This window comes from Pseudomonas rhizozeae, from assembly GCF_031583775.1.
In the GTDB taxonomy this organism is placed as follows: Bacteria; Pseudomonadota; Gammaproteobacteria; order Pseudomonadales; family Pseudomonadaceae; genus Aquipseudomonas.
The window spans coordinates 1-24,014 of sequence record NZ_JAVLSB010000021.1 but is presented as its reverse complement, the minus strand read 5'-3'; the positions used below and the strand labels follow the sequence as shown (position 1 = coordinate 24,014).

Sequence of the window (24,014 nt, the reverse complement as noted above, 5' to 3'; positions counted from 1 at the left end):
GCATGTGCCTTCATTACTCAAGGAAGCCCCTTCCGTGAAATCCGTCCTTGCCCTGCTGTCCCTGATTGCCCTGCCCGTGCTGGCCGCCGAGCCAACCTTGTACGGCCGCTACGAATACATCGCGCTGCCGGAACTCGGCGGCGAAGTGCTCAAGGCCAAAATGGACACCGGCGCGCTGACGGCGTCGCTGTCGGCCAAGGACATCGAGACCTTTACCCGTAATGGCGAAGACTGGGTGCGGTTCCGCCTGGCCACCAAGGACGCCAGCAACAAGGTCTATGAGCACAAGGTCGCGCGCATCAGCAAGATCAAGAGCCGCGCCGATGAAGATGACGAAGATCGCGAAGTGACCGAGGTCGCCAAGCGCCCGGTGGTCGATCTGGAACTGTGCCTGGGCGACGTCAAGCGCACGGTCGAAGTCAACCTCACCGACCGCAGCAGCTTCAACTATCCGTTGCTGATCGGTGCAAAGGCCCTGCGTGAATTTGGCGCCGCCGTTAACCCGGCGCGGCGCTTTACCGCCGACAAACCTGACTGCTGATCAGGCCAGGCCTGATTGACGGGACGCGCGACTTGGGAGCACCGTGGCGCAACTTAATTGCCAGGCTCGGATGCCATGCCCCACATCCTGATAGTCGAAGACGAAGCAGCGATCGCCGATACGCTGATTTTTGCCCTGCAGAGTGAAGGCTTTACCACCACCTGGTTGAGCCTCGGTGCCGCCGCGCTCGAACATCAGCGCCAGTCCCCGGCCGATCTGCTCATCCTGGACATCGGCCTGCCGGACATCAGCGGTTTCGAAACCTGCAAGCAATTGCGCCGCTTCAGTGAGGTGCCAGTGATGTTCCTCAGCGCGCGCGATGCGGAAATCGACCGCGTCGTCGGCCTGGAGATCGGCGCCGACGATTACGTGGTCAAGCCGTTCAGCCCCCGGGAAGTGGCGGCGCGGGTACGGGCCATTCTCAAACGCATGGCCCCGCGTCCGGTAGCGGAGCCCGGCTCGACGCTGTTTCAGCTCGACGCCGAGCGGGCGCAGATCAGTTATCGCGGCAAAGCCCTGAGCCTGACCCGCCACGAATTTCGCCTGTTGCAGTGCTTGCTGGCCCAGCCGGAGCGGGTGTTCAGCCGCGAACAATTGCTCGATGCCCTCGGCGTGGCGGCCGATGCCGGTTACGAGCGCAGCATCGACAGCCACATCAAAAGCGTGCGCGCCAAATTGCGCCTGGTGGTAGCGGACGCCGAGCCGATCCAGACCCATCGTGGCCTCGGCTACAGCTACAACCCGGGCAACAGCTGATGCCGCTGGGGATCCGGATTTTCCTGGTCTACCTGATGTTTATCGGGTTGACCGGTTACTTCGTGCTCAACACCGTGATGGAAGAAATCCGCCCCGGCGTGCGCCAGTCCACCGAAGAAACCCTGGTGGACACCGCCAACCTGCTGGCGGAAATCCTGCGCGACGACTTCAAGGCCGGCACCCTCAGCGAGAATCGCTGGCCGCAATTGCTCAACGAATACGGCGAGCGCCAGCCCAACGCCAGCATCTGGGGCCTGGCGAAGAACCAGGTCAATCACCGCATCTACGTCACCGACGCCCGAGGCATCGTGGTGCTGGACTCCAGCGGCACGGCGGTCGGCCAGGATTACTCGCGCTGGAATGACGTCTACCTGACGTTGCGTGGCCAATACGGCGCGCGCTCGACCCGCAGCGATCCGCAGGACGCCGGCTCGTCGGTGATGCACGTCGGCGCACCGATCCGCGACAACGGCCAGATCATCGGCGTGGTCACCGTGGCCAAGCCCAACAGTTCGCTGCAACCCTACGTCGAACGCACCGAACGGCGGCTGCTCGGCTATGGCGCGGGGTTGATCGTCCTCGGTCTGCTGTTTGGAGCGTTGTTGTCCTGGTGGCTCAGCGCCTCGCTGCGGCGCCTCACGGCGTACGCCCAGGCCGTCAGTGAAGGCCGGCGCGTGGCAGTGCCGCACTATCGCGGCGGCGAGCTGCAACAACTGGCCACGGCCGTGGAGCAGATGCGTACGCAACTGGAGGGCAAGGCCTACGTCGAGCGCTACGTTCACACCTTGACGCATGAATTGAAAAGCCCGCTGGCGGCGATTCGCGGCGCAGCGGAATTGCTCGAAGGCGAGATGCCGACCGAGCAACGCCAGCGCTTCGTCAGCAACATCGACAGCGAAAGCGCGCGCCTGCAGCAGTTGATCGAGCGCCTGCTGAACCTGGCCCAAGTCGAGCAACGTCAAGGCTTGGAAGAACGGGTCGAGGTGCCGCTGGCGGCGCTGCTGGATCAGGTGTTGCAAGCCCAGGCAGCGCGCATCGAGGGCCGGCACCTGCGCATCGAGCAGAACGTCGCGGCGGGTATTTCGCTCAGCGGCGAACCTTTCCTGCTGCGCCAGGCCCTCGGCAATCTGCTGGAAAATGCGCTGGACTTCACCCCCGTCGGTGGCGTTGTGCGATGCAGCGCAGTACGGGTCGACGGGCAACTGGCGTTCACCCTGTTCAACGAAACCGCAGCGATCCCCGACTACGCACTGCCGCGCCTGACCGAGCGCTTCTACTCACTGCCGCGCCCGGAGACGGGGCGTAAAAGCACCGGGTTGGGGCTTAACTTCGTCGAAGAGGTCATCAAGCTGCACGGCGGTGCGTTGCAGATCGGCAACGTCGACGGCGGTGTGGAGGTGAGGCTCCGGCTACCCTGACGTGCCCGCTCGCTTCTTTGCTCTGAGCGACATCTCCACAAAGTCTCCACATCCCCTCCATAAAGCCCCCACACAGCCCGGCCAGACTCGCCCTCATTCAACCAGGGAGAGACCCGATGAACCGAAGCCTGACTATCAAACTGGGGGTGATTGCGCTCCTGATTCTGTCGCTGCTGATTCCGCTGTTGATGATTGACGGGATGATCGATGAGCGGCAAAACCTGCGCGACGGGGTGCTCGACGAGATTGCCCGCAGTTCCAGTTTCAGCCAGCAACTCAACGGGCCGCTGATCGTGGTGCCGTACCGCAAGCAGGTGCGTGTGTGGAAGACCCGGGAAAAGGATGGTGCGCGTTACCTGGAAACAGCGGAGCAGGCCGGGCAGTTGCTGTTTTTGCCGGAGCATTTCGAGCTTGATGGCAAGGTCCAGACCGAGTTGCGGGCGCGGGGTATTTACCAGGCGCGGCTGTTTCATGCGGACAATCGGATCAGCGGGCGTTTTTCGATTCCCGAGCGTTACGGGGTCACCAAGGACTTCGCTGATTACCAGTTTGAGCGGCCGTTCCTGACCCTGGGGATCAGCGATATCCGTGGCATCGAAAACGCCTTGAAGCTGCAAGTGAACCAACAGACCGTGGATTTCGCCCCGGGCACTCAGGTCGGCTGGCTGGGTGAAGGCGTGCACGCGCCGCTGCCGATGCTCGACCCGCAACGCCAGATGGACCTGGCGTTTGGCTTTGACCTGCGCCTGCAAGGCACCGGGCAACTGCAAGTGTTGCCGGTGGGTAAGACCAGCAAAGTGCACCTGGCCGCCAATTGGCCGCACCCGAGTTTTATCGGCAACTACTTGCCGGCGACGCGGGAGATCACTGACCAGGGTTTCAGCGCCGATTGGCAAACCTCGTTTTTTTCCACCAACCTCGAAGAAGCCTTGGGCCAATGCCAGCTCAGCGACGGCTGCGCCGAGTTCAAGAGCCGCAGTTTCGGCGTGAGTTTCATCGAGCCGGTGGACCAGTATTTGAAAAGTGACCGGGCGATCAAATACGCCTTGTTGTTCATCGCCCTGACCTTCGCCGGTTTCTTTCTGTTCGAAGTGCTCAAGCGCCTGGCAGTGCACCCGATCCAGTACGCCCTGGTCGGCGCGGCACTGGCATTGTTCTACCTGTTGCTGCTGTCGCTGTCGGAGCACCTGGGATTTGCCCTGGCGTATCTGCTGTCGGCCAGCGCCTGTGTGTTGTTGATCGGGTTCTATGTGTGCCACGTGCTGCGCAGCGTGCGCCATGGCCTGGGTTTTTCCGCAAGTTTGGCGGCGCTGTACGGTTTGCTCTACGGGCTGCTGAGCGCTGAGGACTACGCACTGCTGATGGGCTCGCTGCTGCTGTTCGGTTTGCTCGGGATGTTTATGGTGCTGACCCGCAAACTCGACTGGTACGGCGTGGGGTTCAAACCGGGCAAGCCGCTGGCGTTTGATATCGGAGAGGTGCAGTGAGCGGGTGGTTGGGGTTGCGCGAAGAGCGTCGCGAGGTGGCGGGATTGGTCAGGCGGATTTTGCAGTGCCTGCCTGATGAACCGGGTGGCTGCATTCGCGAGCAGGCTCACTCCTACACTGGGTTTGAGGTGTTGCACCCATTGAGTGAACAACCCAAAACCCTGCGGGAGCGAGCCTGCTCGCGAAAAGGCCAGCGCTAGAGATTCACAGCTTAGGCATGGTCGCCAGCATCGATGGCCGCTGGCTCACTTCGAAGTACCACGCCGCCAGTTGCGGATTGGCAACGCGCCACTCCAGATCCGGGTGGCGCAGGTCGAGGTAACCGAGGGCGCAGGCCACGCTGATCGCCGCCACATCAAAATGGCTGGTCAGTTCGGCGATGGCCTCGGCTTCGAAAGCGGCCAGGGTGCGGCGGATTTTTTCGCGCTGGCCGTCCAGCCATTCATCCCAGTGCTTGTCCGCCGGGCGCAGGGCCAGTTCGTAGCGCAGCAGCAGGGCGGCGTCCATCGCGCCATCGGCCATTGAGGCCAGGGTCAGGCGTCGCCAGCGGGCTGCGCCTTCCTTGGGGATCAACGGATTGCCCACGTGTTGCTGGTCGAGGTAATCGAGGATCACTCGACTGTCGTGGATCAGGTTGCCATCCGCCAGGCGCAGCGCGGGGACCTTGCCCACCGGGTTTTCCTCGATCAGCGCCGGGTCTGGGACCACCGGGGTCGGCACGCTGGTTTGCAGCGCCACACGGTCGACCTGGCCGGTCTCGTGCAACAGCACCATGATCTTGCGCACAAAGGGTGACAGGGTGTTGTGGAACAGGGTCATGCTCGGGGCGGCCATCGGCGTTTCCTCCAGGGGGCAGAGGCCAAGCCTAGTCAGTTCGGCGCGGACTGGCGAGTGCGATATCGAAGCTTTCTTACGTCTTTTTCAGCAAGCCGTATATCCCCAACAGCGCTGGTATGCCGAGACCGAGCCAGCTCAGGCTGTCCCAGGCGCCATCCCCCAGCAGTGCGGCGAACAGCCCCGTGGCGCTGAGCAGGGCGATCACCACCGGCACGCCGAAGACTTTCCAGAAACTCGACTGACGCGGCTTCATGCCGTGGCCTCGGCTTCCACGGTAAGCGACTTCTTCGCGGCCTTGCGCCGCACGACCCACAAATACACGCCGCTGCCGAGCACGATGATCGTCAGCACATCGAGCACGGCCCAGAGGATCTGCATCGGCCGGCCGCCGTAGTCGCCGAAATGCAACGGTTGCGACAGGCCCATGGCGTCCATGTACCACGGTCGCTCGGCCACCGCGGTGACCTTCAGGGTGGTGGCGTCGATCAGCACCGGGGTCAGCAAGTGCGAGGTCAGGTGAGTGCTGCCTTTCATGAACACCGCGTAGTGATGCTCACTGGAGAACCGTGTTCCGGGGAAGGCAATGAAATCGGTGGTCATGCCCGGCGCCGCTTCCTTGGCGATCTCCAGCAACCGTGTGGCCGGGGCCAGTTGTGTCAGCGGCGGCGCGCCACGGTAGGGCTCGATCATCGCGCCGAGGGCTTCGTTGCGCCATGCGGCGATCAACAGGTCGGCGCAGGCGCTGATCACCCCGGTCACGCCCACTACCAGCGCCCATGTCAGGGTGACCACGCCGATCAGGTTGTGCAGGTCGAGCCAGCGCAGGCGCGTGGATTTGTCGTTGCGCACCGTGGCGAACTTCAGGCGGCGCATGAACGGCAGGTACAGCACGGTGCCGGAGACGATCGCCACCACGAACAGCACGCCCATGAACGCCAGCAGCAGCTTGCCGGGCAGGCCGGCGAACATATCGACGTGCAGACGCAGCATGAACAGCATGAAACCGCCATTGGCCGACGGTGTTTCCAGCGCTTCGCCGGTGCGGGCGTCGAGCATGAAAGTGTGGGATTCGTTGGGACCGGTGCCGGCGGTTTTGGCCATGATCGCGGTTACCGCGTTCGGCTCGTCTTCCGACTCACCGAAATACTGCATCACTTCGCCCGGCCGGTGTTTCTCGGCGGCTTCCACCAATTGCTGCAGGTTCAGGCGCGGCGTGTCCGCCGGCATCTCGCGCACTTCAGGGGCGTCGCCCAGCAAGTGGTCGATCTCGTGATGGAAGATCAACGGCAGGCCGGTCAGCGCCAGCATCAGCAGGAACACGGTGCAAATCAGGCTGGTCCAGGTATGGACGAAGGACCAGCGGCGAATTGTTTTACTTTTCATTTCCAGACCTTCAGAAAGCCAAAGCCGTCCAGGAGAGGACGGCTCGGTTTTTACTACGTATTACGGCAACAAATTACCACTTGTAACTGGCGCTGGCGACGACGCTGCGTTGGTCGCCGTAGTAGCAGTAGAAGCTGTCACAGGTGGAGATGTAGTCCTTGTCCAGCAGGTTGGTGGCGTTGAGTGCCAGCGACGCGCCTTTGAGGCTGTTATCGAGGCGACCGAGGTCGTAATGCACGGCGGCGTCGAACACGGTGTAGGCCTTGGCTTTGCCCAGCCAGGTGTTGCCCTGGTCGCCGTAGGTGTTGCCGGTGTAGCGCGCGCCGGCGCCGAGGCCGAAGCCGTCGAGCACACCGTTGTGCCAGGTGTAGTCAGCCCACAGCGAGGCTTGTTGGTTCGGCATCAATTGCAGACGGTTGCCCTTGTTGTCGCCTTTCTGCACTTCGGACTTGGCCAGGGTATAGGCGGCGATGATTTTCAGGTTGTCGGTGACGTCGGACACCGCTTCCAGCTCCAGGCCCTTGACCTTCACTTCGCCGGTCTGGCTGGTGATCGGGGTGGCGCCGACGGTGGTGGTGACCGAGACATTTTTCTGGGTCAGGTCATACACGGCGGCGGTCAACAGGGTTTTGCTGCCCGGTGGCTGATACTTGATGCCCAGTTCCCACTGCTTGCCTTCGGTCGGCTTGAAGCTTTCGGTGCTGGAGGCCGAGGCGCCGGTGGTCGGCTGGAAGGATTCGGCGTACGACAAGTACGGCACGAAACCGGAGTCGAACACGTAGCTGATCGCCGCGTTGCCGCTGAATTTCTTGTCACGCTGGGTGTTGGTCGCGTCGCCACGGTTGAAGAATTCGGTGCTGGTGTGCACCCAGTCTTCACGCCCGCCGAGGGTCAGTCGCCACTGGTCGAGGGCCATCTGGTCCTGGGCGTAGACGCCGGTCTGGTAGGTTTTCTGATTGAGGTCGTAGAACGCGGTGGAGCGATCCGGACGGGTGATCGGCAAACCGTGGATCGGGTTGTTGACGTTGATCGCCGGCGCGCTACCGAAGATCGAGGTGTAGTTGGTGTTGTTGCGCTGGTGATCGAGGCCCAGCAACAGGGTGTGACGAATCTCACCGGTGTCGAAGTCGGCCTGGAAGTTGTTGTCCACGGCGAACTGGCTGATGTCTTCATCCACGATGGTGGTGCTGCGGCCGACGTTGCCGTCGTTGTCCACTTGGGTGAACGGGTACGAACCGACGGTGATGCCCTGGAACGACAGATCCGACTTGGTGTAGCGCAGGTTTTGCTTGAACTGCCACACGTCGTTCAAACGGTGTTCGAAGGCATAACCCAGCGCGTAGTAGGTGCGGTCGTAGTATTCCCACTCCGGGTCGCCGAGGTTTTTGTGGTGCGAGACGTTGCCGAACGGCATATCGATCTTGGTGCCCTGCACCGGCAGGAACTGGCTGGTGATGCCGGTATCGTCGCGGGTGAACTGGGTAAGCAAAGTGAACTTGGTGTCTTCGTCGATGTTCCAGGTCAGGCTCGGGGCGATGTTGTAGCGCTTGTTGTCGACGTGGTCGATTTGCGTGCCGCTGTCACGCACTACGCCGCTGAGGCTGTACAGGAACTGACCTTCATCATCGATTTTGCCGGTGCTGGCGAAGTTGATCTGGCGATGATTATCGCTGCCGTATTGCAGCTGGATTTCACTGCTCTGCTCGGCGCTCGGACGGCGGCTGACCATGTCCAGCAGGCCGCCGGGCGGGGTCTGGCCGTACACCGAAGAAGCCGGGCCGCGCAGCAGAGCGAGGCGATCGAGGTTCCAGGTTTCCTGTTTCGGGTTGGCATAGGTGCCGCGTGGCAACGGCAGGCCATCAAGGAATTGGGTCGGCTCGAAGCCGCGCACGCGTAACCAGTCGGCGCGGGTGTCGCTGCCGTAGCTGCTGGCGGTGATGCCGGGCATGTAGCGCACGGCGTCATCGAGGTTTTGCACGTTGCGGTCTTCCATCTGCTGGCGGGTCGCGACCGAGATCGAGCGCGGGGCTTCGACCAGTGCGGTATCCGTCTTGGTGCCGGCGGCAGTGCGAGTGGCGGTGTAGCCTTCGACCGGACTCCAGGCGGTTTCGGTGTTTTCCACGCCGATGACGCTGGTGGCCGGCAAATCGATCACGCCTTCCGGCACGGCGACCAGGGTGAAGGTGCCGGCGCCGCTTTGTTCAAGCTGCAGACCGGTGCCGCGCAGGGCTTCTCGCAGGGCGGCAGTGGCGTCGAACTGGCCGTTGACCGGGGCCGATGTTTTGCCGGCGGCCAGTGACGGGTTCAGCGATAGCGCAACACCGGCCTGGCTGGCGATCTGGTTCAGGGTGCTGGCCAAGGGTGCGGCCGGCAGGTTGTAGGCGCGCACGCTCGAGGCCTGCTCGGCGGCTATCAACGGGCTGCAGGCGAACGGGGCGCAGAGGGCAATGGCAACGGCCAACAAACTGGGGCGCAACACAGTGTCGAGAGTGCGGGACATACAGCGGCTCCTGAATGGAAATATTTCTCAATTGCCTGTGTGCCGAACGAGAATCGAAAAGTGATAGGGCGGGGTGAAAATATTTTTTGAGCCACTGTGCTGTGGCAAGGGCGGTGCGCTCTTAGAATTTCGGCGCGACCGTCGTCCACCACGAGGTGTGCTGCTCGATCTGCACCGGCAACGTCGGCAACAGGGCGGCGAGGGCCAGGTCGGTGTCGTGCAGCGGGAAGCTGCCGGTGATGCGCAGGTCCGCCACTTGCGGCGACACCCCGAGATGGCCGCGACGGTAGCGGCTCAGTTCATGCACCAGGTCGCCCAGCCGTGCGTTGTCCACCACTAGCATGCCGCGGGTCCAAGCGTCGGCGCCGGGGTTCAGAGTCACTAGCGGACCGAGGCCGTTTTTGCGCAACAGCACTTGTTGGCCTTCCTGGAGGATTTGCTCCTTGGGGTCGGCTTCCGGTCGCGCGGCCACTGCAGATTTCAGCACGCTCAGGCGCGTACCTTCTTCTTCGCGCTTGACCAGAAACCGGGTACCCAGCGCGCGCATGCGCCCTTCGCGGGTCTCGACGATGAAGGGGCGACTGTCGTTGTGGCCGGTTTCGACGAGGATTTCCCCTGCCTGCAGGATGATCCGCCGGGTTTTGTCGTCGAAGCGCACATCCACCGCACTGTGGGTGTTGAGGTTGATCACCGTGCCGTCGGCCAGGTGCAGGGTGCGTTGCTCGCCGGTGTCGGTGCGCTGGTCCGCCAGCCAGTAACCCAGCGGCAGGTAGCGATCACCGACGAACAGGGCCAGGCCGAGGGCGAGCATCAGGCTCGCGGCGCCGCTGCCGAGTTTGCGTACCCGCTGCCGGATGCCGTCGCGCGATTGCAGCAGCGCCGCGCGGGCCGGGCCGCTGGCGACACTGAAGCGTTGATCGAGCATGCCCAGTTGGCGCCAGGCGCGGGCGTGTTCTTCGTGGGCGGCGTGCCATTTGGCGAACTCTTCGCGCTCCAGCGGGCTGCCGCTGCCGGAATCGAGGGACAGTTGCCAGGCAATCGCCGCGTCCAGCACCTGGGCCGAGACCGGTTTCGAGCTGACCGGGTTCATGCCGGCTCACCGTACAACGCGATGTAACACTGGCGGATGCCTTGGGCCAGGTACTGCCGCACGCGCGGCACCGAAACCCCGAGGCGTTCGGCGATTTGCGCGTGGCCGAGGCCGTCGAGACGGTTATAGAGGAACGCGGCGCGGGCCTTGCTCGACAGCTTGCCGAGCAGGCGATCAATGGCTTTGAGGTCTTCGAGGATCAGTTGCTGTTCTTCAATGGACGGCTGTTCGCCCTCGGGGATCAGCATCAACTCGGTGAGATACGCCTGTTCGAGGGCCGCGCGACGGAAATAATCGAACAGCAAGCCCTTGGCGATCGCCACCAGAAATGCCCGGGGTTCGCGCGGTTCCCGCAGTTCATCGCGCCCGAGCAGGCGGACGAAGGTGTCTTGGCTCAGGTCTTCGGCCCGTTGCGGGCACGCCACGTTGCGCCGCAGCCAGGCCAATAGCCAACCGCGATGGTCGCGATACAGCGCACCGACGAGATCACTGCGGGGACTTTGGGCTGACGACACGGTGCGCACCGATTGGGAAGCGTTAACCAACGAGAATAGTTCGCGATTCTGGCAGAGGCGTTGCGCGTAAGCAATTGGCGCTGGTCGGCTGTTTGTGGGGTGTTTTGTGGCGAGGGAGCTTGCTCGCGCTCGGCGGCGCAGCCAACGCTGACCATCAGCGCATGGTCTGGAGGACCGCAGTGGGGCCGCTGCGCGCCCCAGCGGGAGCAAGCTCCCTCGCCACAGGAGGTTGCGGGAGCCAAGGAGCTCTTGGCGGTGACTTAGAAAGTCGGTGACTGCTGCCGGCGTTTCCACTGCCCCAGGCGTTGTTGCAGATTCAGCGGGCTGTGAATCTGCTGCAGGCGCGCGCGGCTGAACAGGATCAACGCCAGTTCGGCGGTGGCCAGGGCGTCGGCGCTGGCGTTGTGGCGTTCGAACACCTCGAGTTTGAACCAATCGATCCAGTCATCGAGGCCGGCCTCGCGAATGTTTGCTTGCGGGCACAGCAGCGGGGCGATTTCCGCCACGTCTAGGAATACATGGTTGAGGCGATAACCCAAATGGTCTTTCAACGCGCGCCCGAGCATGTGCTGATCGAAGGGTGCATGGAAGGCCAGCAGCGGACTGTCGCCAACGAACTCCATGAACTCCAGCAACGCCAGCGCCGGATCGCTGCCGGCGGCAATCGCGCTCGGGCCGAGGCCGTGGATCAACACGCTGGGCGCGACCTTTATGTCGGCGCATTGCAGGGTGCGCTCGAACTGTTGGCTGAAATCGATCGCACCGTCCTCGATCACTACCGCGCCGATGGATAACACCCGGTCTTTGTTCAGGTTGAGCCCTGTAGTTTCCAGGTCGAGCACCACCCAGCGCTGTTCGCGCAGGCTGCATTCGGTCAGCGGCGTTACGGCAGGCAACTGCGCCACCCGGGGTTGCAGTTCCGCCGGCAAGTTCGGGCCCGCCGGGCGCAGCCAGGAAAACAGGCTCATAGCTGATACCGCAAGGTCAGGCTGCTTTGCAGGCGCTGGGCCTGGCGCAGCGACTCGCGCAGGATGCGCCGGTCAAGATGATTGAGGCTGTCAGGGTCGACCCGGTTGGAGTAGGGCAGGTTTTCCCGGGTCTGCAGTTGATGCTGCTGCATGCGCGTCTGCTGAATGAAGTGATAAGCCTCTTCATACGCCGCACCGTCGAGGCGTTCAATCACCTCTTTGGCGACCAGTTGGCGAAAACGCTCCAGGGTGTTGTTGGTCTCGATACCGTTGGCCAGCGCCAGCAGTCGCGCGCCATCGACGAAGGGCATCAGACCTTGGGCCTTGAGGTCGAGGGTGGCTTTCTCGCCGTTCTTCTTCGCCAGCACGAACTCTCGAAAGCGCCCCACGGGCGGGCGCTGGCGCAACGCGTTCTCGGCCATCATGCGCTGGAACAGGCGGTTGTCGCCGACCTGATCGAGGATGCCACGGCGCAATTGTTCGCAGCCCTGTTCGTCGCCCCAGACCACGCGCAGGTCGAAATAGATGCTCGATCCGAGCAGATTCTCCGGCGTCGCCTCGCGGATAAACGCGGCGAAGCGGCGCGCCCATTCGACCCGTGACAGACACAGCTCGGGGTTGCTGGCCATGATGTTGCCCTTGCACAGGGTGAAGCCGCATTGCGCCAGACTGTGGTTGATCTGATGGGCAATCGGCAGCAGCTTGCCGCGAATTTCCGCCGCGTGCGCCGCGTCGCGGGCCTCGAACAGAATGCCGTTGTCCTGGTCGGTGTGCAGGGTTTGTTCGCGGCGGCCTTCGCTGCCGAAACACAGCCAACTGAAGGGTACGCCGGGGTCGCCCTTGTCGGCCAGGGTCAGTTCGATGACCCGGCACACGGTGTGATCGTTGAGCAAGGTGATGATGTGGGTGATCTGCGTCGACGACGCACCGTGGGCCAGCATGCGCTCGACCAGCTGACCGATTTCGCCGCGAATCGCCACCAGGTTTTCCACCCGTTGCGCACTGCGAATGGTCCGTGCCAGGTGCACCAGGTCGACCCGTTGCAGGGAAAACAAATCGCGCTCGGACACCACGCCGCACAGGCGTTGGTCCTTGACCAGGCAGACGTGGGCGATGTGCCGTTCGGTCATGGCAATCGCCGCATCGAAGGCACTGTGGTCTGGCGTCAGAAAGAACGGCGCGTGGATCATGTGGCGCTCGATGCTTTCGCTGAAATCACCGACGCCATCGGCCACCACCTGACGCAAGTCACGCAGGGTGAAAATGCCCAGCGGCGCCTTGTGCTCATCGACGATCACGATGCTGCCGACCTGCTGTTCGTGCATCAGGGTCACCGCTTCGCGCAGCGGCGTGTTTGGGGTGCAGGTCACCGGGTGCCGCATGGCCAGTTCGCCCAGCCGGGTGTTCAGCGAATACTGGGTGCCGAGGGTTTCGACGGCTTTCTGCTGGACTTGCTGGTTGACCTGGTCGAGCAGGCTGCTGACGCCGCGCAGGGCGAAATCGCGGAAGGCATTGGACAGTGCGAACAGCTTGATAAAGGCCAGTTTGTTCAGTTGCAGGCAGAAGGTGTCTTCGGCGGCCAGGTGCTCGGTGCGGGTCGCCCGTTCACCGAGCAGTGCGGCGAGGGGAAAGCACTCGCCGGTGGTGATTTCGAAGGTGGTTTCGGTGCCGCCCTTCGCCGAGTGCGGACGTTCTCCGACCACACGACCCTGCTTGACGATATAGAAGTGTTCGACCGGGCCGTCGGCGGGCTTGATGATGCTCTCGCCGGGGCCGTAGAAACGCAATTGGCATTGCTCCACCAGATAAGCTAGGTGGGCGTGTTCCATCTGATTGAAGGGCGGGAAGCGCTGGAGGAATTGCAAGGTGCCATGGATGTTCTGCAACACCGCGGTTTTCCCTGCCTGGATGAAGGCGTCCGCTTTACTCATAACGTGTACCGCAGTCTTTTTTTGAGTTGTTGTTGTCGGATTGATCAACTCATGGTCGACCCCTGAGAGCCGAGTGCCCATTGGACGTAAGTCTAGGTAAGCGTGATGGCCTCGCTGTTTCGGAGATGGACTACACGCTCTGAGGGAAAAACCTCGCACCGTGCCTCTTGGAAAACTTTCCGACGAAGTGCACATTGAAGGTCTGCTTAGCGATGTCTCACCACTGTGCTAGGGGATTGACTTGAACATGTAGAGAAACCTATGTCCGACCACGATATTTTGAGTGACGCCGAGCGCGAGGCGCTGAGTGCCGTCATGCTGGAACCTGACCTGCCGCCGCAACGGGTGCTGATCGTCGATGACGACAAAGATGCCCGGGAGCTGCTGTCGGAGATTCTTGGCCTGGACGGGGTGCATTGCATGACCGCCGCCAGCGGCGAAACGGCTCTCAAGATGTTGCAGACCAAGCCTGCCATCGGCTTGATGATTACCGATCTGCGCATGGGCAATGTCGATGGCCTGGACTTGATCCGGCAGGTCCGCGAATCAGAGCGGGCAGCGCTGCCGATCATCATCGTCTCCGGCGACGCCGATGTGAAAGACGCGATCGCCGCCATGCACCTGAGCGTGGTGGACTTCCTGCTCAAGCCGATCGACACCGCCAAACTGCTTGGCTTGGTCAAACATGAGTTGGGGATGGAGGCTTAATTCGAACCTGTGAGCGCTGTACCACCCCTTGTGGGAGCGAGCCTGCTCGCGAAGGCCTTTTCTCAGCCAACATTTATTCCACCTGACGCATCCTCGTCGCGAGCAGGCTCGCCCCCACACGGGACAGCCGTAATAAAAAAGCCCTGATCGCAAGATCAGGGCTTTTTCATATCCGGCGGTCGCGGCGGGTTACAGGCCGTTGGCAGCCTTGAACTCGCGACGACGACGGTGCAGCACCGGCTCGGTGTAGCCGTTCGGTTGCTTGGTGCCTTCGATCACCAGTTCGACCGCCGCCTGGAAGGCGATGTTGCTGTCGAAGTTCGGCGCCAATGGACGGTACAACGGGTCGTTGGCGTTCTGCCGATCAACCACTGGCGCCATGCGCTTGAGGCTTTCCAGCACCTGAGCTTCGGTGACGATGCCGTGGCGCAGCCAGTTGGCAATGTGTTGGCTGGAAATACGCAGGGTGGCGCGGTCCTCCATCAGGCCGATGTCGTTGATGTCCGGCACTTTCGAACAGCCCACGCCTTGGTCGATCCAGCGCACCACGTAACCGAGAATGCCCTGTGAGTTGTTGTCCAGTTCGTTCTTGATCTGCTCGGCGCTCCACTGCGGGTTGACTGCCAACGGGATGGTCAGGATGTCATCGACCGAGGCGCGCGTGCGCTTGGCCAATTCAGCCTGACGGGCGAACACGTCGACCTTGTGGTAATGCAGCGCGTGCAGCGCGGCGGCGGTCGGCGACGGCACCCACGCGGTGTTGGCGCCGGCCAAGGGGTGGGCGATTTTCTGTTCGAGCATCGCCGCCATCAGGTCGGGCATCGCCCACATGCCTTTGCCGATTTGCGCGCGACCTTGCAGGCCGGTGCTCAAGCCGATATCGACGTTGGAGTTCTCGTAGGCGCCGATCCACTTCTCGGCCTTCATGTCAGCCTTGCGCACCATCGGCCCGGCTTCCATGGAGGTGTGGATTTCGTCGCCGGTGCGGTCGAGGAAACCGGTGTTGATAAACACCACGCGCTCGCTGGCAGCCTGGATGCACGCCTTGAGGTTGACCGTGGTGCGGCGCTCCTCGTCCATGATCCCGACCTTCAGAGTGTTGCGCGGCAGTTCAAGGACTTCTTCGACTCGCCCGAACAGTTCATTGGTGAACGCGGCTTCATCGGGGCCGTGCATTTTTGGTTTAACGATGTACACCGAACCGGTGCGGCTGTTTTTGCGGGTGGTATTGCCGTTGAGGCTGTGGATCGCCGCCAGGCTGGTGAGCAAGCCGTCGAGAATGCCTTCCGGCACTTCGTCGCCCTGGTTGTCGAGGATCGCGTCGATGGTCATCAAGTGGCCAACGTTGCGCACGAACAACAGCGAACGGCCGTGCAGGCTTACTTGGCTGCCGTCGACCGCCGTGTAGGTGCGGTCGGCGTTCATGGTGCGGGTGAAGGTTTTGCCAGCCTTGGCCACTTCTTCCGCCAGATCGCCCTTCATCAGGCCGAGCCAGTTGCGGTAGATCACCACTTTGTCATCAGCGTCGACAGCGGCGACCGAGTCTTCGCAGTCCATGATGGTGGTCAGCGCGGCTTCCATCAGAATGTCTTTGACACCGGCGGCGTCGGTCTGGCCAACCGGAGTGCTGGCGTCGATCTGGATTTCGAAATGCAGGCCGTTGTTCTTCAGCAGGATGGCGGTTGGCGCGGCGGCCTCGCCCTGATAGCCGATCAGCTGCGCGTCATCGCCCAGGCCACTGTTGCTGCCACCCTTGAGGGCGACCACCAGTTTGCCGTCGACGATTTTGTAGCCGGTGGAATCGACGTGGGAGCCTGCCGACAGCGGCGCGGCTTCGTCGAGGAAGGCACGGGCGAAGGCGATGACTTTGTCGCCACGCACCTTGTTGTAGCCTTTGCCTTTTTCCGCGCCATCGGCTTCGCTGATGGCGTCGGTGCCGTAGAGCGCGTCGTACAGCGAGCCCCAGCGAGCGTTGGAGGCGTTGAGCGCGAATCGCGCATTCATCACCGGCACCACCAGTTGCGGGCCGGCCATGCGGGCAATTTCTTCATCGACGTTTTGCGTCGTGGCCTGGAAGTCCGCCGCTTCTGGCAGCAGATAGCCGATCTCTTGCAGGAAGGCTTTATAGGCCACGGCGTCATGCGCTTGGCCGGCACGCGTCTGGTGCCAGGCATCGATTTGCGCCTGGAAATTATCGCGTTTGGCGAGTAGGGCTTTGTTCTTCGGCGCCAGGTCGTGAATGACCTTGTCGGCACCGGCCCAGAACTTATCGGCGGTGAGGCCGGTTCCGGGAATGGCTTCGTTGTTCACGAAGTCGAACAGGACTTTGGCGACCTGCAGGCCACCGACTTGAACGTGTTCAGTCATTGCTTGCCTCACTCTGCTCAGCTATTTCGCTTTTCAGCTCTTCAATTTAACAATGAAGCCACTCGGCCATTTAAACCACAAACCCCTCGACCAGTACATGCCATTGCGGGCGGCTGGGTGGGTCCAATCAACGGCTTGGGGCCTTGCTGACGGGGCTTTTCGGGGTTGCGACCGGGCTTGGGCAGACATCGATCCAAGGTTATGTAGTGCGTGCTGCGGCATACTACATGATGAATTGCGCTTGTGAAAATCAGACTATTTACGTCGTTCTGCGACCCCGTGACGCATTGCAGTCACGGCGAGGAACAGGATGTTCTCAAAAAACTGATGGATTGTTCCAGTTAAATATAAAAACTTGTACACGATTGGCTTGGCTGCGATCCCCTGTGGCCAGACAGCTTGCTTTCGCTCGACGGTGATCCTGTGGCGAGGGAGCTTGCTCCCGTTCGGCTGCGCAGCAGTCGATAAACGGCTGAGCGCGGTTTTGCTGGAAAAGCGCAGGGGGCCGCTTCGCGCCCCAGCGGGAGCAAGCTCCCTCACCACAAAAAGCGCGCTTGCCACAAATAAAGCGCCGCAATGCTGTATCAAATGCGTTGCCTATACTTGCCGTTCAATAATAAAAGAGGGCTGCGCCATGGACCATCTCGTATTGACTGTATTCGCCCCGGACAAACCGGGCCAGGTCGAGCGCATTGCCCAGTGCATCGCCGAGCACGGCGGCAATTGGCTGGAAAGCCGCATGTCGCGCATGGCCGGGCAGTTCGCCGGGATTCTTCGGGTTGGCGTGCCGGCCGAGGCTTACGACGAACTGGTCGACGCCCTGCAAGCGTTGTCAGCTCAGGGCATTCGCGTATTGATCGCCGAGAGCGGCATCGAGCAAGCCTGCACCTGGAAACCGATCGCCATGGAACTGGTGGGCAATGACCGGCCAGGGATCGTGCGCGACATCACGCGTTTGTTGAGTGAGCAGGGAGTCAACCTTGAGCGCCTGGTGACCGAAGTGCGCCCGGCACCGATGAGCAGTGAGCCGCTGTTCCATGCCGAAGCGGTTCTGGCGGTGCCGCTGACATTGTCGCTGGATGTGTTGCAAGCACGCCTGGAAACCCTGGCGGATGACTTGATGGTAGAGCTGGTGTTGCGCAGCGAAGCCTGAATCGATCCCCAGGCGTTATCCCCATAAAACCCGCGTCCGCCTGTGGATAACCTGTAGAGACTCGCCGCCAGCCCGCGTCGGCTATGACGCTTAGGAACCTGAGCAAAAAACGACCAATTTTCAAGGGCTTGTGCACAAACGGCGGGGATCACGCTGTGGATAACCTTGGGACCGATCACTGCAAGCCACGACACCCGTGGCTTGCAAAGGATTGATCGATTTTTGATCAGTTGCGCCGGCGCAGACTCATCCAGGCATCGACGCTGTAAATAAACAAACCGCTCCAGATAAAGGCAAATGTCACCAAGGTGCTGGGCGCAAGGTGTTCATCGAACACCAGCACCGCCAGCAGCAGCACCAGGGTCGGCGCGGTGTACTGCAGGAATCCGAGGGTGGTATAGGGCAAGTGTCGCGCAGCGGCGTTGAAACACACCAGCGGAACCAGCGTCACCGGCCCGGCCGCAACCAGCCACCAGGCTTCGGACGTGGTCCAGAACGCGGCTTGAGCACTGCTGGCGCTTGGATTGAACAGCAACCAGGCCAAGGCAATCGGCACCAGCATCCAGGTTTCCACCACCAGCCCCGGCAGCGCCTTGACCGGCGCTTGTTTGCGGATCAAACCATAGGCGCCAAACGTCAGCGCCAGCACCAGCGAGACCCACGGCAGGCTGCCGACTTGCCACACCTGCTGGGCCACACCGATCGCCGCCAGGCTCACCGCCAGCCATTGCAGGCGGCGCAAGCGCTCACCGAGGATCAACATGCCGAGCAGCACGTTCACCAGCGGGTTGATGTAATAGCCGAGGCTGGCTTCGAGCATGCGCTCGTTGTTCACCGCCCAGACGTAAGTCAGCCAGTTGGCCGCGATCAGGGTGCCGCTGACGGCGAGGATCGCCAGGCGCCGAGGGTTATCGCGTAACTCGCGCCACCAGCCGGGATGTTTCCAGATCATCAGCAGCAAGGCCCCGAACAGCGCCGACCAGAGCACGCGGTGGATGATGATCTCCACTGCCGGGACACTGGCAATGGCTTTGAAGTAGATCGGGAACAATCCCCAGATGATGTAGGCCGAGAGACCCAGAATGTACCCGCGACGCGGGTTGGCGGCTTGCATGCAGAGTCCTTGTTTAGGCAACTGACAAAGAGGCGAGTGTAAGTAATTTTTTCTGAATGTGTACGGATCCGGTGGGAGTGAGCCCGCTCGCGAATGGGTCCAGTCAGACGACTTTCAGTGCCTGACATCAAGCTTTCGCGAGCGGGCTCGCTCCCACACGATATGTATTGATTGATGGTTTAGAACAGCTTCAACGGCTCTTCATTGATTGCCGCCAGTTGCTCACGCAAGGCGAGGATATGGTCGCCCCAATAGCGTTCGGTGCCGAACCACGGGAAGCTGCGGGGGAAGGCCGGGTCGGCCCAGCGGCGGGCGAGCCAGGCGCTGTAGTGCATCAGGCGCAGGGCGCGCAGGGCTTCGATCAGTGCCAGCTCGCGCGGGTTGAAATCGTGGAACTCGTTATAACCGTCCATCAATTCCGAGAGTTGGCCGAGGCATTCCTGGCGATCGCCGGCGAGCATCATCCAGATGTCCTGCACCGCCGGGCCCATGCGGCAGTCGTCGAGGTCGACGATGTGGAACATCTCGTCGCGGCACATCATGTTGCCGGGGTGGCAATCGCCGTGCATGCGAATGTTGGTGTGGGGCGTGTCCTTGTAGACCTGTTGTACCCGTTTGAGCAGGTCGCGGGCCACTGACTCATAGGCCGGCAGCAGGCTTTTCGGGATGTGGCCGCCCTCGAGCAGGGTGTTCAGCGAGTCTTCGCCGAAGTTCTTCACCCCCAGCGCTTCACGGTGTTCGAACGGCCGTGTGGCACCCACTGCGTGCAGGCGGCCGAGCAGTTGCCCGAGGCGATACAACTGATCGAGATTGCCCGGCTCCGGCGCGCGGCCGCCACGGCGGGGAAACAGGGTAAAGCGGAAACCGGCGTGCTCGTGCAGGCTCTCGCCGTTGTGGATCAGTGGCGCCACCACCGGCACTTCGCATTCAGCCAGTTCGAAGGTGAAGCGGTGCTCTTCGAGGATCGCTTCGTTGGTCCAGCGCTGTGGGCGGTAGAACTTGGCGATCAGCGGCTCGGAGTCTTCGATGCCAACTTGATAGACGCGGTTTTCGTAGCTGTTGAGCGCCAGCACGCGGGCGTCGCTGAGGAAGCCGATGCTTTCGACGGCATCGAGCACGAGATCGGGGGTAAGTGTTTCAAACGGATGAGACATGCTGACTCCATGCGCGCAGCAGGCTGCCGCGTCCGGCCAGGCATGGTAGCGCACACCGGCGCAGATAGGTGGCGCCAGTGCTGACGCTTTCGCGAGCAGGCTCGCTCCCACAAGGCGTTGTGCAAGACCGGTGGGAGCGAGCCTGCTCGCGAATGCTGCGGGTCAGGCGCCGACGATGCCGCCGTCCTCTCGGGTGATGGCCATCACCGACGAGCGCGGCTTGCCATTGGGCAGGTGCTCGGGAAAGGTCGAGCCACCGTTCTCGCCCGGGTGCTGAATCCCCACGAACAAGGTTTTGTAGTCCGGCGCGAAGCTGATGCCAGTGACTTCGCAACCCACCGGCCCGACCATGAACCGGCGGATTTCACCGCTGACGGGGTCGGCGCAGAGCATCTGGTTGTTGCCCATGCCGGCAAAGTCGCCGCTGTTGCTGGCGTCGCCGTCGGTAAGAATCCACAGGCGCCCGGCCTCGTCGAAATCCAGGCCATCGGGGCTGTTGAACATGTTCTGGGGCGTGATGTTCGACGAGCCTGCTTTTGGGGTTCCGGCATGCACGCTCGGGTTGCCGGCGACCACGAACAGATCCCAGGTGAAGCGGTGGGCGCCGTGATCGTCGCGGTCGGTGCGCCAGCGCAGGATCTGCCCGTAGACGTTTTTCGCCCGAGGGTTGGGGCCGCCCACCGGTTGGCCGTCGTCGCCGCGTTTGACGTTGTTGGTCAGGGTGCAATAGACCTGGCCGTCCTTGGGGCTGACGACGATCCATTCCGGGCGGTCCATGCGCGTGGCGCCGACCACGCTGGCGGCCAAGCGCGCGTTGATCAGCACTTCAGCCTGGTCGGCGAACCCGCTGCTGGCGTCGATGCCGTGCTGGCCGTGGGTCATTTCGATCCACTGGCCCTGGCCTTTCGGGTGATCGGCATTGCCGTCGCCGGCGTCGAAACGAGCCACGTACAGCGTGCCGTGGTCGAGCAGGTCGCGGTTGGCCTTGGGGTTGCGGTGATTGATTTTGTCGCGGCTGACGAATTTGTAGATGAACTCGCCGCGCTCATCGTCGCCCATGTACACCACGGCGCGCCCGTCGCCGGTTTGCGCCAGTGCGGCGTTCTCATGCTTGAAGCGGCCCAGCGCGGTGCGCTTGACCGGGGTCGACTGAGGATCGAAGGGATCGATTTCCACCACCCAGCCGTGGCGATTGAGCTCGTTGGGATTCTTCGCCAGGTCGAAGCGCGGGTCGTGGGGATGCCAGTTGATCTCTTTGCTGGCGACCACCACGCCGTAGCGTTTCTGTGCGGCATCGAACGCCTGCTCGGGGTTGGTGCTGCCGAAACAATCGGTGAAGTTTTCTTCGCAGGTCAGGTACGTGCCCCAAGGTGTTTTGCCGTTGGCGCAATTCTGGAACGTGCCGAGGACGGTCTTGCCCTGCGGGTCGGCGCTGGTTTTCAGCAGCGCATGGCCAGCCGCCGGACCGCTGACCCGCAGCGCCGAGTTGCCGTGGATCCGCCGGTTGTAGCGCGAACCCCGGACGAACGCCCACTGGCCGTGGCGGCGCTGCACTTCGATCACCGAAACGCCTTCGCAGGCCAGAGCCTTGTGCACGTCGTCAAAGGATTGCGGCATGCCGCCGTGGGGGTAGAGATAGCGATAGTTGGTGTATTCGTTGTTGATCGCCATCAGCGCCCGGTCTTTTTCGCCGGGGAAGGGAAACAGGCTCATGCCGTCATTGTTGTCGCCGAACTGAGCTTCCTGGGCGGCGGCACTGCCGTTGCCGCTAGGGTCGAACGCTGGACCGTTCTTGTGCAACGGCTGGCCCCAACTGATCAGCACCGAGGCTTTGTAGCCGGGCGGCAGGCTGATGCTGTCAGCGGTAGCGGCGGCGATGCTGTCGAAGCCGAGCAAGCGGCCGCTGCCGGTGCTGGCCGCCATGACGCTGCGGCTCAGCAAGTTGCCGCCCAGAAACATCGCCGCACCGCACAGGGCGCCGGCACTGATGAAACCGCGACGGCTGAGACCGACCATCTGCTCGAGGTCGGTGGGTTGGTTATCTTCCAATAGCTTCACATCAGGCTCCCTGCATGGGTTTTTGCAGTCACCTTAATGAGACGGTGTGACGCTAATGTTGCAGTTTGAAGTTCACAGCGGCGTGCCGAGCAGCACGTTGGACGGCGAGAACTGCACCTGAACCGTCAGGCCGGCGGTCAGGCCATGGCTGTTCAAGTGCGCAGGCTCGGCGAGGGCGCAGAGGGTCTGGCCATTGGGTAGGGTGATGCGCACTTCGCTGGGGCCATCGTCGGCGTCGAGAATGTCTTCGAGGGTGCCGCTCAGGCAATTGTTACCCGCCGTTGCCGATTCATTTTCCGCCAGAATCTCCAGCCATCCGGCCTTGATCAGTGCCACCACTTCGGTGTTGGGTTCCAGCTCCAGGCGCAGTGTGCTGTCGTGGGTGATTTGCGCGTCGATGCGCAGGCCTTCGGCCAGGGCCAGGGTAATCCGGTCGTTGCGGCCCTGGGCCTCGATGGCTATGACTTTGCCGTGCAGTTGATTGCGCGCGCTGGTACGCAGCATCAATCGCCCCAGCAGCTCAAGGTCGCTGGCGTCCTCGGCCGCTTCCAGCACCTGGGCCTGCAACGCCTGCAGCTTCTGATACAGCCGCAGCACCCGTTCGCCCTCGGCCGAAAGCCGTGCACCGCCGCCGCCCTTGCCGCCGACGCTGCGCTCGACCAAGGGTTTTTGCGCCAGATTGTTCAGCTCATCAATGGCGTCCCACGCGGCCTTGTAGCTCAACCCGGCGCTTTTCGCCGCGCGGGTGATCGAGCCTTGTTCGGCGATGTGTTGCAGCAAGGCAATGCGCTGCGGACGACGGACGATGTGTTGCGACAACAAAGTGGGCAAAGACATGGCAGGGCACTGCAGTCGAAGTGATGGGGCGGACGTTGGCGGCTTGCGCGCGGCGAGTCAAGTCAGGCCGCCTCGCCGGGTTTGGGTGTGCGCGCCAGGCAATAGACGTCGACCCGCGCCGCGCCGGACTTGATCAACAACTGCGCCAGGGCCTGGGCCGTGGCGCCGGTGGTCAGCACGTCGTCGACCAGCGCCAGGTGCTGGCCCTTGATTGCCGCGCCAGGCGCCAAGGCAAAGGCATCGCGCAGATTGCGCTTGCGCGCGGCGGCGTTGAGTTCCTGCTGTGCGGGGGCGTCCTGGGTCCGCACCACCAGAGTTTCGTCGCAAGGGATTTCAAGCCCGGCGCTGAGCCAGCGCGCGAGCATCGCCGCTTGATTGAAGCCGCGCTGACGCAAGCGCTTGGCCGCCAGGGGTACGGGGATCAAACGGTCGGGGCGATCGAGGTCATTGTCGAAACGATGCTGCAAGGCTTGCGTCAGCAGTTCGCCGAGCAACCGGCCAAACGGCCATTGGGCGCTGTGTTTAAAACGCGTGATCAACGTGTCCAGTGGGAAGCTGTAGCGCCATGGCACCACCACGTGTTCAAACGCGGGCGGCTCGTTCAGGCATTGGCCGCAGACCATTCCGGATAGGGACAAGGGCAGGGCACAGATCCGACACTGCTCGCCGAGCCACGGCAGCTCCGACTCGCAAGGCGTGCAGATCGGCACGGAGGTATCGGTAGTCTCATCGCATAATAAACATGTTTGTTTATTATTTAACCAGATGTAAACCTGTTGTTTGTATCGTGGTTGACAGCGCATGACTCTTCCTTAAATATGCCGAACATCCGTGTCGCGCCTGTGGATATTCCGTTCCACAGCCGCTTGCCAAGCATAAACAAGGAAACGCCCATGAGCGCTAGCACCACTGCCACCTTGCGTCATGACTGGTCTTTGGCCGAAGTCAAAGCACTCTTCGTTCAGCCATTCAATGATCTGCTGTTCCAGGCGCAGACGGTGCACCGCGCGCATTTCGACGCCAATCGCGTGCAGGTGTCGACCTTACTCTCGATCAAAACCGGCGCTTGCCCGGAAGATTGCAAATATTGTCCGCAGTCCGGTCACTACAACACCGGCCTGGAAAAAGAAAAGTTGATGGAAGTGCAGAAAGTCCTCGAAGAGGCGGCGCGGGCCAAAGCCATTGGTGCGACGCGAT

The 24,014-nt window shown here is 62.2% G+C and carries 20 protein-coding genes and 1 pseudogene; 7 read left to right on the top strand and 14 right to left on the bottom strand.

Going from position 1 to position 24,014, the window contains the following annotated elements:
* The first annotated feature begins 34 nt into the window (after positions 1-34).
* The 4 genes from rloA2 to creD all read left to right on the top strand — a co-directional run bounded on the left by rloA2 (position 35) and on the right by creD (position 4,202).
* Complete coding sequence (gene rloA2 / locus RG836_RS04385; RefSeq protein WP_310843518.1) at positions 35-541, top strand: retropepsin-like aspartic peptidase RloA2; 507 nt, start codon at positions 35-37, stop codon at positions 539-541.
* 75 nt (positions 542-616) lie between these two features.
* Positions 617-1,297, top strand: a complete 681-nt coding sequence (creB, locus tag RG836_RS04380) for a two-component system response regulator CreB (RefSeq protein ID WP_310843517.1) — start codon at positions 617-619, stop codon at positions 1,295-1,297.
* A complete protein-coding gene (creC, locus tag RG836_RS04375) occupies positions 1,297-2,715 on the top strand; it encodes a two-component system sensor histidine kinase CreC (protein ID WP_310843516.1) in 1,419 nt (472 codons plus the stop codon). Before creB ends, creC begins: the two co-directional genes overlap by 1 nt.
* Before the next feature lie 116 nt (positions 2,716-2,831).
* A complete protein-coding gene (gene creD / locus RG836_RS04370) occupies positions 2,832-4,202 on the top strand; it encodes a cell envelope integrity protein CreD (protein ID WP_310843515.1) in 1,371 nt (456 codons plus the stop codon).
* 204 nt (positions 4,203-4,406) lie between these two features.
* Here the strand turns inward: creD and RG836_RS04365 are convergent, their stop codons facing one another.
* From RG836_RS04365 to RG836_RS04330, 8 genes are all read right to left on the bottom strand, one after another.
* Entirely contained in the window at positions 4,407-5,036 is a 630-nt protein-coding gene (locus RG836_RS04365; protein WP_310843514.1) for a glutathione S-transferase family protein, read from the bottom strand.
* A gap of 76 nt (positions 5,037-5,112) precedes the next feature.
* On the bottom strand, positions 5,113-5,292 hold the full coding sequence (locus RG836_RS04360) for a hypothetical protein (RefSeq protein ID WP_310843513.1): 180 nt from the start codon (positions 5,290-5,292) through the stop codon (positions 5,113-5,115).
* Positions 5,289-6,422 (bottom strand): PepSY-associated TM helix domain-containing protein, encoded by a 1,134-nt coding sequence (locus RG836_RS04355; protein ID WP_310843512.1) that lies wholly within the window; start codon positions 6,420-6,422, stop codon positions 5,289-5,291. Before RG836_RS04355 ends, RG836_RS04360 begins: the two co-directional genes overlap by 4 nt.
* 73 nt (positions 6,423-6,495) lie before the next feature.
* Complete coding sequence (locus RG836_RS04350) at positions 6,496-8,922, bottom strand: TonB-dependent siderophore receptor (RefSeq protein WP_310843510.1); 2,427 nt, start codon at positions 8,920-8,922, stop codon at positions 6,496-6,498.
* Between the two features lie 121 nt (positions 8,923-9,043).
* The gene (locus RG836_RS04345) at positions 9,044-10,012 is read right to left on the bottom strand and encodes a FecR family protein (RefSeq protein WP_310843509.1); all 969 of its coding nucleotides are present in this window, start codon (positions 10,010-10,012) and stop codon (positions 9,044-9,046) included.
* Positions 10,009-10,527, bottom strand: a complete 519-nt coding sequence (locus RG836_RS04340) for an RNA polymerase sigma factor (protein ID WP_310843508.1) — start codon at positions 10,525-10,527, stop codon at positions 10,009-10,011. The genes RG836_RS04345 and RG836_RS04340 overlap by 4 nt, the downstream gene beginning before the upstream one ends.
* Before the next feature lie 260 nt (positions 10,528-10,787).
* Complete coding sequence (locus tag RG836_RS04335; RefSeq protein WP_310843506.1) at positions 10,788-11,495, bottom strand: 3'-5' exonuclease; 708 nt, start codon at positions 11,493-11,495, stop codon at positions 10,788-10,790.
* On the bottom strand, positions 11,492-13,426 hold the full coding sequence (locus RG836_RS04330) for a putative nucleotidyltransferase substrate binding domain-containing protein (protein WP_310843505.1): 1,935 nt from the start codon (positions 13,424-13,426) through the stop codon (positions 11,492-11,494). Before RG836_RS04330 ends, RG836_RS04335 begins: the two co-directional genes overlap by 4 nt.
* 261 nt (positions 13,427-13,687) lie before the next feature.
* On the opposite strand from RG836_RS04330, the gene RG836_RS04325 reads away from it, so the two are divergent.
* Entirely contained in the window at positions 13,688-14,134 is a 447-nt protein-coding gene (locus RG836_RS04325) for a response regulator (protein WP_310843504.1), read from the top strand.
* A 189-nt stretch (positions 14,135-14,323) separates the two neighbouring features.
* Here RG836_RS04325 and RG836_RS04320 read toward each other — a convergent pair whose 3' ends face one another.
* The gene (locus tag RG836_RS04320; RefSeq protein ID WP_310843503.1) at positions 14,324-16,501 is read right to left on the bottom strand and encodes a malate synthase G; all 2,178 of its coding nucleotides are present in this window, start codon (positions 16,499-16,501) and stop codon (positions 14,324-14,326) included.
* A 634-nt stretch (positions 16,502-17,135) separates the two neighbouring features.
* On the opposite strand from RG836_RS04320, the gene RG836_RS04315 reads away from it, so the two are divergent.
* On the top strand, positions 17,136-17,654 hold the full coding sequence (locus RG836_RS04315; RefSeq protein WP_310843502.1) for a glycine cleavage system transcriptional repressor: 519 nt from the start codon (positions 17,136-17,138) through the stop codon (positions 17,652-17,654).
* A gap of 226 nt (positions 17,655-17,880) precedes the next feature.
* On the opposite strand, the gene rarD is transcribed toward RG836_RS04315, so the two are convergent.
* The 5 genes from rarD to RG836_RS04290 form a co-directional block, all read right to left on the bottom strand.
* Positions 17,881-18,768 (bottom strand): EamA family transporter RarD, encoded by an 888-nt coding sequence (gene rarD / locus RG836_RS04310; protein WP_310843501.1) that lies wholly within the window; start codon positions 18,766-18,768, stop codon positions 17,881-17,883.
* Positions 18,769-18,947: 179 nt separating this feature from the next.
* Positions 18,948-19,922 (bottom strand): serine/threonine protein kinase, encoded by a 975-nt coding sequence (locus RG836_RS04305; protein ID WP_310843500.1) that lies wholly within the window; start codon positions 19,920-19,922, stop codon positions 18,948-18,950.
* Between the two features lie 162 nt (positions 19,923-20,084).
* Entirely contained in the window at positions 20,085-21,980 is a 1,896-nt protein-coding gene (locus tag RG836_RS04300; RefSeq protein WP_310843499.1) for a PhoX family protein, read from the bottom strand.
* Between the two features lie 72 nt (positions 21,981-22,052).
* Entirely contained in the window at positions 22,053-22,817 is a 765-nt protein-coding gene (locus RG836_RS04295) for a TOBE domain-containing protein (RefSeq protein ID WP_310843498.1), read from the bottom strand.
* Between the two features lie 62 nt (positions 22,818-22,879).
* Positions 22,880-23,620: a ComF family protein gene (locus RG836_RS04290; protein ID WP_310843497.1), complete on the bottom strand. Its 741-nt coding sequence runs from the start codon at positions 23,618-23,620 to the stop codon at positions 22,880-22,882.
* Between the two features lie 90 nt (positions 23,621-23,710).
* On the opposite strand from RG836_RS04290, the pseudogene RG836_RS04285 reads away from it, so the two are divergent.
* Positions 23,711-24,014: pseudogene (locus RG836_RS04285) on the top strand (biotin synthase BioB); the annotation flags it as partial.

Bases quoted from the DNA above. Each gene is read 5' to 3' on its own strand.
- creC (WP_310843516.1), top strand. From the start codon at position 1,297: ATGCCGCTGGGGATCCGGATTTTCCTGGTCTACCTGATGTTTATCGGG.
- RG836_RS04295 (WP_310843498.1), bottom strand. From the start codon at position 22,817: ATGTCTTTGCCCACTTTGTTGTCGCAACACATCGTCCGTCGTCCGCAG.
- RG836_RS04320 (WP_310843503.1), bottom strand. From the start codon at position 16,501: ATGACTGAACACGTTCAAGTCGGTGGCCTGCAGGTCGCCAAAGTCCTG.
- creD (WP_310843515.1), top strand. From the start codon at position 2,832: ATGAACCGAAGCCTGACTATCAAACTGGGGGTGATTGCGCTCCTGATT.
- creB (WP_310843517.1), top strand. From the start codon at position 617: ATGCCCCACATCCTGATAGTCGAAGACGAAGCAGCGATCGCCGATACG.
- RG836_RS04335 (WP_310843506.1), bottom strand. From the start codon at position 11,495: ATGAGCCTGTTTTCCTGGCTGCGCCCGGCGGGCCCGAACTTGCCGGCG.
- rarD (WP_310843501.1), bottom strand. From the start codon at position 18,768: ATGCAAGCCGCCAACCCGCGTCGCGGGTACATTCTGGGTCTCTCGGCC.
- RG836_RS04290 (WP_310843497.1), bottom strand. From the start codon at position 23,620: ATGCGCTGTCAACCACGATACAAACAACAGGTTTACATCTGGTTAAAT.
- RG836_RS04365 (WP_310843514.1), bottom strand. From the start codon at position 5,036: ATGGCCGCCCCGAGCATGACCCTGTTCCACAACACCCTGTCACCCTTT.
- RG836_RS04330 (WP_310843505.1), bottom strand. From the start codon at position 13,426: ATGAGTAAAGCGGACGCCTTCATCCAGGCAGGGAAAACCGCGGTGTTG.
- RG836_RS04355 (WP_310843512.1), bottom strand. From the start codon at position 6,422: ATGAAAAGTAAAACAATTCGCCGCTGGTCCTTCGTCCATACCTGGACC.
- RG836_RS04315 (WP_310843502.1), top strand. From the start codon at position 17,136: ATGGACCATCTCGTATTGACTGTATTCGCCCCGGACAAACCGGGCCAG.
- RG836_RS04305 (WP_310843500.1), bottom strand. From the start codon at position 19,922: ATGTCTCATCCGTTTGAAACACTTACCCCCGATCTCGTGCTCGATGCC.
- RG836_RS04345 (WP_310843509.1), bottom strand. From the start codon at position 10,012: ATGAACCCGGTCAGCTCGAAACCGGTCTCGGCCCAGGTGCTGGACGCG.
- RG836_RS04360 (WP_310843513.1), bottom strand. From the start codon at position 5,292: ATGAAGCCGCGTCAGTCGAGTTTCTGGAAAGTCTTCGGCGTGCCGGTG.
- RG836_RS04325 (WP_310843504.1), top strand. From the start codon at position 13,688: ATGTCCGACCACGATATTTTGAGTGACGCCGAGCGCGAGGCGCTGAGT.
- RG836_RS04350 (WP_310843510.1), bottom strand. From the start codon at position 8,922: ATGTCCCGCACTCTCGACACTGTGTTGCGCCCCAGTTTGTTGGCCGTT.